The organism is Nesterenkonia populi (genome assembly GCF_007994735.1).
GTDB lineage: Bacteria > Actinomycetota > Actinomycetes > Actinomycetales > Micrococcaceae > Nesterenkonia > Nesterenkonia populi.
Window position 1 is genome coordinate 1,718,824 of sequence record NZ_VOIL01000001.1, and the last position, 11,542, is coordinate 1,730,365.

An 11,542-nucleotide genomic window follows, 5' to 3' on the forward strand; every position below is an offset into this window, starting at 1 on the left:
ATCTTTGAGGCGATGCAGGACTGAGCTTCAGGGCTAGAAGCTACCCATGTATGTGCGGGTTAGCGATGGATCAGCCACTGACGGTGTTCATCGACAATGACAAGGCCCCTTCGGCTACGCCCTGCCGGTCATCCGGCGTGTGGTGTCGAAAGCCGCGAGTTCGTCGGGGTGGAGTTGGTGTTGGACCACGAAAGAGCGGTCCTTGATCCGCCAGAGGCCTTGTCCGACCCCGAGGGTGGGTAGCAGTCTCTGTTCGGTGCCGGTCAGCCCCAAGGTTTGTGCGGTGGTGCCGAGTTGGTCGGATTCTTGCCGGTAGACAATCCGGGTCTCCGCATTGGCCAGCAGACTGTTGGCGAGGGAGCGCATGGCGGAGCCGGCGTCGCCGACGTTGTCCAGGTCAGTGAGCTTATGGAAGACCAGCAGGTTGGCGATGCCGTAGTGGCGGGCCAGTCGCCAATGAGCATCCATGCGCCGCAGCAGTGCCGGATGGGACATAAGTCTCCAGGCTTCGTCGTAGACCACCCAGCGTTGGCCTCCATTGGGGTCGAGCAGGGCTGATTCCATCCACGCTGAGGCACAGGTCATCAGTACTGAGATGAGGGTGCTGTTTTCGGTGACGCGGGAGAGGTCCAGGCTGATCATCGGCAGGGAGGGGTCGAACTCGACGGTGGAGGGGCCGTCGAAGAGACCCCCGAGGTCACCGGCGACCAGGCGGCGCATCGCATGCCCGACCAGCCTGCCGTCTTCTGCCAGGCGGCCGGTGGAGTCATCGGAGGGGTCGAGGATGCGGTCTACGACCATGGGCAAGATCGGCACGGAGTTCTCTGCCACGGTCTGGGTCAGGGCCAGGTCGATGGCGGTGTGCTCCAACGGAGTCAGCCCCCGGGCCAGCACGGTCTCTGCCAGTGCCCCGAGCAGGCTGCGACGGCGTGAGGCCACCGTGGTCGCCCACTCAGCGTCCGAGAGGCCACTGGGCCGGTGGCCTTCATCCAGAGGGTTGAGCCGGTTGGCCAGTCCTGCACCCAGGGCGATGGCCCTGCCGCCCACTGCCTCGGCGACCGGGGTGTGTTCCCCTTTGGGGTCGCCAGGGACATAGACCCTGCGTCCGAAGGGCAGGCTTCGGGTGTAGAGGGATTTGGCGAGGCTGGATTTGCCGGAGCCCACGATGCCTGCCAGCACGATGTTAGGTGCGGTGATGATCCCGCGCTGGTAGAGCACCCAGGGGTCATAGACGAAGCTGGCCCCGGAGTAGAGGTCCTGGCCGATGAACATCCCATCAGCACCCAAGCCCCCTTCAGCGAGGAAGGGATATGCCCCGGCCAGGGTGGCGCTGGTGTCCTGATGCCGCGGCAACCGAAACCGCCCCGGACTCCGTAGCGCCGCAGGTCCAGACTCACCAGCAGCGGGCAAGTACTGCCGTGCCCGCCGCTCAGCACGCTCAGCCTCAGCCTTCTGCCGGAGGGCATGTTTCTCGGCTTGGCGCTGCTGGGCGCGTAGGCGGGCAGCAGCTTCCCGGCGTTGTTTGCGTAGGCGACGACGCTCAGCAGCCGGAGCCACCAGTACTGAGGTATGCAGTCTCTCCTGGTCGGGGTCCGGGCTCATCGAGACAGCCCCCGACCGGTACTTGTGCTGGCGGGCCGGTTCTGGCTGGCATACCAATCCCGCTGAGCTTGGGATTCCTGATGCTTCGTCACAGAACCCAGCCGCCCCACAGCGTCCTGACTGGTGGCCCGGCGCGCACCCGCTCTGCCTGCGTAGACGGCTCCGGCTGCTGCGGCAGCACCGGCTGATGAGCCTCCCGCTGGCCCGGCCAGGCTGCGCCCACCTGCCGCGGCATATGCCAGCCCGTTGCGGCGCGGAGAGGGCTCGGCAGGCAGGGGGTCGTCAGGGGCGGGGATGGGCCGGTAGAGGGCGACGTGACCCATCTGCTGGTTATACGAGATGGTGTAGTCACCCTCGGTGATCAGATGGTCCCCATCAGCAGCCGGGGGCTGGTCGTAGACGTAGCCGTTCTCCATCGCCGCATCAGTGGTCTCTTGACCGGTGTCCCACTGGGCAAGGTGGGTAATGCCGGCTTGGGCTCCGTCCTCATCAATGAGGTCAAGCACCCCATCGGCCTGACCACGATCGAGGAAGACCACGTTGACCCACCGCCGAGCCGCATCCTGGGCGACGGGGGTGTGTTCGGTCTGGGAGTGCCAGGCGATACGCCCTGAAGCTTGCGACGCCCGGTCAATACGGTAGCCGGCTTCCGCGACCGCCTGCGCGGCTTCAAAAAGTGCCTCTGCCGCCGCCGCTGCAGCAGCTCTACCAGCGGGCCGATAACCCTCATCAGAACTCGCTGCATCCAAATGATCCAGGTGCGCGGCGGCAAGTTGATCGAGGACCTGTTCCAAGGCACGAGTCCCACTGATCAACTCCGCGAGAACCTCATACACTTTGGAAGGATCATCGAAGCTTCGGGTGGCATGAGCGAGGCCCCGCAGCGCCTGGGATGCTTCCCCACCGTCGGCTTGGGGGTCGTTGAAGGTTGTCATGGTGGCTCCTCCTTGGCGGTTATGCCAGGGAGGTGAGCACGAGGTCACCAGACCATGTCAGTGGCCCCACATAGGATGCCGATATGGCCTACACAGCGAATGTTCTCCGGGTAATGATCGCTTCACCGTCTGACATCACACAGGCCCGAGACGCCGTCGAAGCAGCCATCCACGGGTGGAACGACGCCAACGCCGAAGCAAAGAAGACGATCCTCCAACCGTGGCGCTACGAAACATCTTCTGTCCCAATGCTGGGTGAGCATCCTCAGGCGCTGATCAACTCTCAAGGCGTAGACCGGTCAGACATTGTGTTCGCCCTCTTCGGCAGCCGGCTTGGATCACCGACACCTGAAGCCATCTCAGGCACTGTGGAAGAAATTCAGCGAGCCAAAGATCAGAACAAGCCAGTACACCTGTACTTCTCCGCAGCACCGCACCCTAATGACGTCGACACCGAACAGCTCGCTGGCCTTCGAGAGTTCAAGGAAGAGATCAGCCAGCTGGGCCTCTTTGGGGAGTTCAACACCCCCGACCAGCTCACCCACAAGGTGTGGAGCGCTATCGAGTACGACATCCAGAAGATCTCCTTGGGAACGCCACGCCTTGAGAATTCCCGTGGCGGAGTGCACTTCACCGCACAGGCTCAGAGTGACCGTGAGTTGCGCGATTACGACAAGAGGGGCAGACCCCGATACCGAACTCGGAACTGGATCGATGTGACAAATGCCGGAGAGACGGACGCCGAGCAGGTCACCTTCGAGGTCGTTGGGGATGAGCCTCGCATGGACCTTATCGGCGCCCATGGTCCCACCACGATCCATGCAGGACAGACACGGCCATTGACAGTTGGGTTTTCTGGCGGCCTACCGGGACCGGACATTCTGAGGATCCGTTGGGTCGAAGATGGGGAACCAAAGAAGAAGGACATCCACGTCGGATAGTCCTTAGAGCTTTCTGCACAGAGGTAGGGCTGCGGCGGTGAAGGCTGCTGCTTGTTGGCCCACTAGGAGGCGGGTTTCGCAGGAGGCTTGGATCGCAGCCTGCTCGATTGCCGTCACATTCGCATCCAGTTCCTCCACGGTGGATGCGGTGGCTGAGATAAGTCCGGTGTAGCGCAGGACGCCGTGGCCGGCGGTGAGGTCTGCTTCTTGTTGGAGGACGTCGTCGAACTCGGCCAGGTCTGCGGCGTCTTCGATCTGGCCGATCTTGGCCCGTTGGGCCTGGTCGCTGATGTGCTCGACCTTCTTCTTCCGTATGTCCCTGGCGGCTTGGTCGGAGCGCATCGGGGTACACAGCAGGCTGAACGAGCGTTGGATACCGGTGGAGAGCAGTACCGGTGAGAGGAATTCGGGGTGGACCATCGACCGGGGCCACTCGCTGACCCAGAGCACCGCGTGGTGGGCTGAGTCGGTGCGCAGCCTCGGCCAGGTCTCGTTGACAGCTACCGGTCCGGCGGTGGCCAGGCTTTGACCGAGTTCCCCGTGCCGTTGGAGGACCGGTGCGATGGCCGGATCGTAGGCCGAGCGTAGGATCACCGCGATCTCACCAGGAGTCAGCCACCCCGATGGGGTGAGATCGGCGGTGCGCAGCGCGGTGGTCAGAGTGTTCATTTCTTGGCGAAGGACACCTGCAGCCCCACGGATGCCGCCTCCGGCGGTGCGTATTTGCCGGGCGGCGGCCTTCATATCCAACGAGAGGCTGATCGTGGTGGCGTGGCGTTCCCCAGCCGGACCAGCCCGGTCAATCAGCTCTGCGTAGGTCTCAGCGGCCCACGATCCGTCGTCGGTGCCGTGTTTGGCCCACCACTCCGCCAACCCGGTCCCGGAGTCCGGCAGGGTGCGCTCTAAGACTTGCAGAGTGGCGACCCGGCCGGAGCGGCACACCGTTGCCAGCACCCGGCCCCAGGCGGTGACTCGGCGTTGCTGCTCAGCAGGGTCTAACAGTACGAAGGCGGGGTGGGAGACCTCGGTGACCACGGTCAGAGTGTTCGCGGTGGGGTCGTGGATCATCCCGGCCCCGGTCTCGGGGTCGGTGTATTCCCGCAGCCGGGCCATATCCCCAGGCAACGCCAGAGTCCCCTCCGGCCGGGGTGTAGTAATCCGCCGTCGGTACAACAACTGCCCGCCGGTGGTGCGCCAGACCCACCAGAAGCACACCGGCAGCCACTCCACCACCGGGCGTCCGGCAACGGGTATCCACGTCAAGGCGGCGGCGAGGACCCAGATGGGTGCGGTGTAGGCCAGCAGGATGCCGCCCCCGGCGTAGAGGGCACCCACAAGGGACAGTCCACCGATCCCGAGGGTGATCAACTGAGTCAGGGAGAGACCGAGCAGGATGCCGCGGCGGGTCAGCCGGGAGAACTTCACCGGCACCAACTCCACCGACGAACCCGTCGATGTTGTCTCGCTAGGCATGGCCTGTTTCACCCCTTCCTTCGCCTGTACACATCAGCGGTCGGGTCCTGTGGCTGAGGCCCTGAGTGTGGTGGCCGTGGGGGTGGCGGGTCGGCAGGCTGGCGCGGGGTCTTCGGCACAGGCTGCCCAGGGGTCCTGTCTTGTCCGCCCCTGGGTCCTTGGGCGGCGGGGACGCCGGAGGGTCCGGGGTGCTGGCCCTCCTGGCCCGGGCGCGGGCCGCCACCGGTATTGGTGTCGGCATCGGCGGCGGTTTCTGCCTGATTACCCAGGGCTTGGCCTGCTTTGGGGCCGGCTTCGGCGGAGTCCTTGGCGACTTTGGCCCCGATCACCGCCGCAGCAGCAGGACCCCCAGCCGCCGCGCCACCGCCTGCCGCACCACCACCAGCAGTTCCGCCGCCGGTAGCTGTGGTGCCTGATCCGGCGGTGGCACCTGGACCACCTGGACCGCCGGGAGGCGGGCCTCCGCTGGGTTTTCCTCCTGTGGGTTTCTGCCCACCCGGGCCACCACTGTTGGGTGGTGCGTCACTGTTGCCGTCGAGGACTTTCTTCGGCCCCTCGCCCTGGGGCTTGTTCGGGGTGGGCACCGGACGGTTCAACGACTGTTTGGCTTCCTGCTCAGCACCGATGGAGTGGTACATGTCGGCTCCGACGAAGGAAAGGAACCGGTAGGTCATATACGGGGCAAAGGCAGCCATCAACATCAGCACCACCCCGGCCAGCGGATCACTGACCGAAGCCAAGTCCGCCTCGATCGGTGCGGAGACTTGGGTGATGGCCACCAGAAACATCACGGTGAGCACGAGTTTGGAGACGGCTAGGGCGATCACGAACATGGCCCATTTGGCGATCCAGCCTTTGCTGGCATCCCAGGAGGCCCCAGCGAAAGCCAACGGGGCAAGGACGACGGCGACGAGGATCAGGGCTTTGCGGACCAGTAGGGAGAGCCAGACGATCGCTGCGGCCGAGATGGCAAGGCCTGCCATGAAGATGGTGATGATTGCACCCACACCGGGGGTGGCAATATTGATGGCTGTCAGTCCTGCGGCGAGAGCGGCGATTTTGTTGCCCATGGATTCGGTGGTTTCTCCGGCGGCTTGGATGATCCCCAGACTCAGCTGATCTACGACTTCCAGCAGCAGGGCGGTCAGGGTGACCGCGATGAAGGAGCCGAGTACGGATTTCGCCAGCCCGAGGGCGGCTCTGGTGAGTGCGCCGGGGTCCCGGCGGATCAGGCCGGTGATCAGTTGCAGGCAGAAGAACAGCAACATCACGAAGACCGCGATGCCGAAGACGATGTTGTAGACCCCCAGGTACTCGTCACTGGTGACATCAACCAGGGTGGTGGTATCGAACACGGCCCAGACGGCTTCAAAGAGCCAGCCGGCGGCAGCCCCCATGGCTTGGGCGAGCCAGTCGAATGGGGCTGAGATGAGGCTGGCGGCTGCTTCGCCTGCTGTATCGCAGACGTTGGAGATGACGGGAACATCGCACAGGCCCACCGCACATCACTCCTTCACAAACAAAGGGGGTTGGAGACGGTGGGGGTTAGACCTGTTGGCCGACGTTCCAGAAGAAGTTGATCAATGTGACGCTGGCTCCGCAGATGATCGCCGCCCCGCAGGAGACCAGCACGCCGATCTTTCCTCGGCCTGCCAGATGCGGATTGGAGCTGTTAGCTCCAAAGCCCCACACGATCGCCGAGATGATCAGCGCCAACACGGAGAGCACCAGGCCGATGGTCATGACCGCCCCGACGATCGTGCGCAGCTGGCTGATCCCCGGCAGCCCGGATTCATTCGGGCTGATGTCGATCTGAGCGACCACCATCGGGTCAGCCACCAGGGTGGGGGTGGTGAGTGTTGCGGTGTGGATGGCCTCGGAGAGGGCGATGAGAGTGTCCACGACAGATGCTCCTTCAGATGAGAAACGAGTGGGTCGTGAAGGAGGTGCACACCTCATCCCCGCCCTGCATGGACCGGCCTCGGGTGAGGGCGGTTAGAGTTGTTCGCCGAGGTCGATCAGCCAGTTCATCCAGGTCATCGCCCCGCCGGCGAGGATCGCCGCTCCCAGGCAGACCAGCACCCCGGTCCTGCCCTTAGCGGCGGAGGCTGGGTTCCCGTGTGAGGAGGCCACACCCCAAATGATGGCGGAGACGATGAGCATCAACACTGCGATCACTAGGACGAAGGTCAGCAGAGCCCCGACCACCTCGCGCAGGTCGGTGATCCCGGAGAGACCCTCGAAATCAGGAAACACGTTCATACCGAACAGGTATGCCCAACTGACCTAGATGGCCTGGTTCCAGTTGTGTGTTGACTGTGCGCCCAAGAGTCCCTCGATATGGTTCTACCGGAGATTTCCTTGCTTTCCATGACGCGCAATCCGGTTGCACCCCGACGGTGTTCTGCTAGTCACGTCTTTTCATCTGAGGAGCGTCCGCTGGGACCACCTGATCGCTGTGGTCCACAATGAAGAGGCTGTTCCGCAGCCAATACACGCTCCGTCCGAAACGAGTGATCAGCAGGCTTGCGGCGTATATGACAACTCCAAAGGCCCAATAAGGACGATATTCGTCCACGAAGATCGACAAGATAGGAATGACGGCACAGAAGAGGCAGGACAGGATAATCGCGGTCCAGTTCCGCTTGAGAACCTTATGGTGCTGAGCTCGCATGTCCTTCAGCAGAGGATCAGCGCTCTGATACGTCATGGTGCACGAGAAAGTTGCCGACGCAAGGGCCAGACCAGCTAGTGTAGCGACCCCTGTGTAGATCCCGTGGCGAACAGTGATGTCCTCCGGGAGCCAGTCATCACCCCACAGGATCCACGCAAAGAGCGATAGAAGGGGGAGTACTTGGTCGAAGGCAGGACGGTTGGCGATCGTGTAGCGCAGCTTCTTGGCCACGATGATCACCCCTGCTCGAGTTCTCTGATTCTCTGGTTGATCTCTGGGCTGATCTCCACCAGCCCATTGAGCAGGTCCGAATACAACCTTCGCTCTGGTCCGACAGCATTGAGCTCAAACTTGGTAGCCATCTTATGTGCCACCAGGGACAACTCCTCGGTCAGCTCCTCGTCAATCACAGCTTCAGCGCGTGTCTTCGACTTCTCTGTGATCGTGCGCTTGAGATCCCCAGTCACCAGATTGAGGAACTTGCGCATGGTCTGCTGGCCGCGAGCTTCCTTGGGGAGCTTGATCTTGATCTCAATCTCAACATCCTGCCCTACGGCATCAGCTATCCGATCTGCGTAACCCGCTGGCCCCTCAGAGGGCTCGTCCAAGGAGAACAAGTCTCGGTGGGTGGAGAAGCGTGAGGAGAAGCTAACAAGCCCCTTTGCTTCGCGCAATCGATCAATCTGTGGGCGGTCCATGTAGGGCCCCACTTTCCAGTACTCCGACTCAGCACCGGGAAAGAAGTGTTGGAGGAATGGTTCAAGAGCATTAGCTTGTGGTGCGCTCGTGCCTCCGGAGGCGATCATGAAGATGTGCTTGGTTTCGGAGAACAGCACGGCGCTTGAGTAATAGGCATTGCCCTCTTCTTCGTCGTCCATCATGAGATCTTTGACGGAAGCGCTACTTTCATCAAGCTGCGTCATGAAGGACCCATCCACTGGCTTGTGAACACCCAGCAGGTATGTGCCATTCACTTCGATGGGGTCGTAGAGAACACCGTTGAGCTTCCGCTCCTTGAGGGGGTATTCCTCTTTGAACTCTCGTAGAGTGCGATTCCAATCCCTTGATTTCAACCTACGAGAGGACCCCTTTGAGAGAAGCTTGGCCTCATAGACGTGTGCGACCTTTTCTTTAGGTTTGACCATTGTTCAAGCTCCTTCGCTAGGTCGCTGACAGCCTGGGGCGAGAAACCCCCGGCACTTATCCCACTACGTGGAGGGCGAGATTAGACGGTTATAGGTCGTCCCACGGCCTAGTACGGTTTGCAAGCTTGCCCCTCAGCAGTAAGTCAGATTCTACGAATCAGCCTATGTGAGGCCCAGGCAATTTTGTGTGACCCGTTACTGACTATGGCCTCGTAGTGCTAGACGGCAGCCGCGGGGGAGCAATCACTGCGTCCGGGATGGACGTCTATTTCCTATTCTCTTCGATCGAGGTTGCTGACAGTCGGGCCAACCCCGGGGGATCACTCGGTGACGGTGAGGTGGAGGTGGTCATAGTGACCACCTGTGGGGTCGGTGGGGTCGTGCATGCCGCCGCCGTCGTAGGGCCGCCAGCCTTCATCGGCCTGTGAGGTGACCCAGATTTTGCCGTCGAAGATCAGGTATTCGACCCCGAGGGTTTCGGCGTGGTCTTTGACCCAGTTGGTGACCTCCCACCCGGCTTGCCGCTGGGCCTCGGTGGGGAAGCTGCCGATGGGGTTGCCGAAGGTGACATCGCAGGCCCGCCCCAGCGGGTGCTCGGAGTCCTGGCCGGGGCGTTCGTCCCAACAAACCCAGGAAGTCTCCGGGAAGGCGTCGCTGGTCTGCTGGTAGAGGTGCAGCATCCGGGCGGTGATCTGGCCACCGGTGGTGGGGTCATCGACCATCTGCGACCCATCACCATCACTTGGCTCCGGCTCGCCGGCTTCCGCTGCCTGGTCGGGTTCGGTGGGGCAGTCCTCATTGTCAGCACCAGCCGGTTGGGTGCTGCTGCCTGATCCCCGGGGGGCGGGGTGGGCGTCGTGGGTCTCCAACCATGGTTCAGGGTCGGTGTGTTCCCCGGTCTCGCGGCCGCCGGGCCAGATTTCTAAGTGCAGGTGCGGGCCAGTGGACTGCCCCGAGTTGCCCACATCCCCAATGTGATCCCCGGCGGTGACGGTCTCACCGGGCTGGACGTGGATGCCGGTCTCCCACATATGGATATACACCGACGACACCGCTTCGCCACCGATGGTGTGATCAATGACGACCACCCCGCCGCGGGCCTCGTTGTAGTCAGCGGAGGCGACTACTCCATCGGCGATGGCATAGATCGGTGTCCCATCCGGTGCTGCCCAATCGGTACCAGCATGGAAGCTGTCTTCCCTCGTCACCGGGTGGACCCGTGGCCCGTAGTCGCTGGTCTGAACCGCAGCATCCTCCGGTAATGGGAAGACCACCCTGCCGGACTCCGGCACCGAGGCTGGCCCGGCTTCACTGCCGGTGGTGAGTGCTTCCAGGATGGTCTCTGCGACCGGTTCATAGTTCTGATACCGGTCCGGGTAGGCCGAGACCTCCACGGCTTGGGCGACCTCGCCCTTATCCATCTCCTGCCACGCAGGGATGTCGAGCAACCCACGGGGTGAACCACTGTTGGGGCCGCCGGGGCCGCCGAAGAACGCTTGGGCTTGGTAGACCGGGTCCATGAGGTCTTCAACGGAGCCCCACCCGGTGGACGGGCGCATCTGAAACAACCCCAGGCTGTCGTGATCAGAGCCATCGCCGTCGTTGGGATAGTCAGCAGAGTCCGGGTAGGCGGCTTCGTTGGAGAGCTGGCGGAGGGTGGATTCAGTCAGTGCGGCCATCAGTGCGATCACCAGCCCATCCCGGCTCACCCCTTCGATGCCGCTGCCGGTGTCGATGATCGTGGCCGCATGGCCCAGCTGCTCCTGCTTCAGGGTGAAGGTCTCCCCATTGGTGGTGGTGACCTCCAGTTCGTCGGGGACTTCCCCGATGGTGAGGTGCGGGCTTGCTCCGGGCACAGTGCAGGAGGCTCCGGCACCTGGGCTCATCAATGCGCCCACTGAGACCAGGGCGACGGAGGGGCCGAGCATGGCGAGTAGGACCAGGATGATGGCTGCTTCCTTCAACACCGGTCAGGCACCTCCCTTCATGCCGGTCAGGTGAGGGGGTTGTCGAGTTCGGAGAACCGCAGCAGGTGGCAGGTCTCATAGGCCGGGGCGCAGACGATGAACACCGTGAAGGAGACCTCGTGCTCACTGGTGACCGGTTCGTCGTTCCAGGTGCCGTGGCGGTGGCGGGTGCCGGTGATTGTGTAGGCCACCGTGCCTTCGGTGATCTGCCCGGGCTGGGCCTGCTCCAGTGCTTCTTCCCACGCCTTGGGGACATAGGCCTCATCAATGGAGAGGTGTTGGCGGGTGGAGTGCTGACGCAGCTGAGTCCATGCCTCACGAGTGGGCAGATAGGCGGCCACATCAGAGGCCAGCCCGGCTTGCTCGGCCCCGGTAGGGTCACCGACATCCAACAGTGCGGAGGTGTAGTCCAAGGGCATCAACCCCGATGCGGTATCCCACTCAAACAAGGCGGTGGCGACGTTGCGGGCGAAGGCCTCTGGGTCATCAGACGGTTCCACTGGCGGCACCACCGGTTGCCGAACATCACCCTCAGCCTCCGGCTGCTCAGTGCCCTCACTGGCTGCGGTGGGGGCGGGGTCTGCGGTCTCGGCAGTTGTGGGTGTGGCCGGTTCGGGTTCGCGGGGGCCGGCTGCGAGTCCGTAGATGCCGACGATGATCAGCAGGATCAGGGCCACACCAGCAGCAAGGCCGGCCAGCAGTTTGGGCCGGGAGAACGCGGCGGAGAACTCAGGGAGCTTCATACCCATCAGGTGCACACCCAACCCCGGACAGACACCGCCGCTGGGCGGGCATAGGGGGTGGT

At 63.0% G+C, this 11,542-nt stretch carries 11 protein-coding genes; 1 reads left to right on the plus strand and 10 read right to left on the minus strand.

Annotation, left to right across the window (positions count from 1 at the left end; all coding sequences use genetic code 11):
• Nucleotides 1–114: 114 nt before the first annotated feature.
• Together FWJ47_RS07910 and FWJ47_RS07915 are read right to left on the minus strand one after the other, a co-directional pair.
• Complete coding sequence (locus FWJ47_RS07910; protein WP_147106530.1) at nucleotides 115–1,602, minus strand: ATP-binding protein; 1,488 nt, start codon at nucleotides 1,600–1,602, stop codon at nucleotides 115–117.
• Complete coding sequence (locus FWJ47_RS07915) at nucleotides 1,599–2,537, minus strand: hypothetical protein (protein WP_147106533.1); 939 nt, start codon at nucleotides 2,535–2,537, stop codon at nucleotides 1,599–1,601. The genes FWJ47_RS07910 and FWJ47_RS07915 overlap by 4 nt, the downstream gene beginning before the upstream one ends.
• 83 nt (nucleotides 2,538–2,620) lie before the next feature.
• On the opposite strand from FWJ47_RS07915, the gene FWJ47_RS07920 reads away from it, so the two are divergent.
• Nucleotides 2,621–3,478 carry a DUF4062 domain-containing protein gene (locus FWJ47_RS07920; protein ID WP_147106536.1) on the plus strand — a complete coding sequence of 286 codons (858 nt, stop codon included), beginning with the start codon at nucleotides 2,621–2,623 and terminating at the stop codon, nucleotides 3,476–3,478.
• Nucleotides 3,479–3,481: 3 nt separating this feature from the next.
• Here the strand turns inward: FWJ47_RS07920 and FWJ47_RS07925 are convergent, their stop codons facing one another.
• The 8 genes from FWJ47_RS07925 to FWJ47_RS07960 form a co-directional block, all read right to left on the minus strand.
• Nucleotides 3,482–4,951 (minus strand): SCO6880 family protein, encoded by a 1,470-nt coding sequence (locus FWJ47_RS07925; RefSeq protein WP_147106539.1) that lies wholly within the window; start codon nucleotides 4,949–4,951, stop codon nucleotides 3,482–3,484.
• A gap of 8 nt (nucleotides 4,952–4,959) precedes the next feature.
• Complete coding sequence (locus FWJ47_RS07930) at nucleotides 4,960–6,450, minus strand: TrbL/VirB6 family protein (RefSeq protein WP_147106542.1); 1,491 nt, start codon at nucleotides 6,448–6,450, stop codon at nucleotides 4,960–4,962.
• A gap of 46 nt (nucleotides 6,451–6,496) precedes the next feature.
• A complete protein-coding gene (locus FWJ47_RS07935) occupies nucleotides 6,497–6,778 on the minus strand; it encodes a DUF6112 family protein (protein WP_147109167.1) in 282 nt (93 codons plus the stop codon).
• A gap of 168 nt (nucleotides 6,779–6,946) precedes the next feature.
• On the minus strand, nucleotides 6,947–7,213 hold the full coding sequence (locus tag FWJ47_RS07940; protein ID WP_147106545.1) for a DUF6112 family protein: 267 nt from the start codon (nucleotides 7,211–7,213) through the stop codon (nucleotides 6,947–6,949).
• A gap of 145 nt (nucleotides 7,214–7,358) precedes the next feature.
• Nucleotides 7,359–7,856, minus strand: a complete 498-nt coding sequence (locus tag FWJ47_RS07945) for a hypothetical protein (RefSeq protein WP_147106548.1) — start codon at nucleotides 7,854–7,856, stop codon at nucleotides 7,359–7,361.
• 5 nt (nucleotides 7,857–7,861) lie between these two features.
• Entirely contained in the window at nucleotides 7,862–8,770 is a 909-nt protein-coding gene (locus tag FWJ47_RS07950; protein WP_147106551.1) for a hypothetical protein, read from the minus strand.
• Nucleotides 8,771–9,090: 320 nt separating this feature from the next.
• Nucleotides 9,091–10,737: a M23 family metallopeptidase gene (locus tag FWJ47_RS07955; RefSeq protein WP_147106554.1), complete on the minus strand. Its 1,647-nt coding sequence runs from the start codon at nucleotides 10,735–10,737 to the stop codon at nucleotides 9,091–9,093.
• Between the two features lie 26 nt (nucleotides 10,738–10,763).
• The gene (locus tag FWJ47_RS07960) at nucleotides 10,764–11,480 is read right to left on the minus strand and encodes a hypothetical protein (protein ID WP_147109172.1); all 717 of its coding nucleotides are present in this window, start codon (nucleotides 11,478–11,480) and stop codon (nucleotides 10,764–10,766) included.
• Between the last annotated feature and the right edge of the window lie 62 nt (nucleotides 11,481–11,542).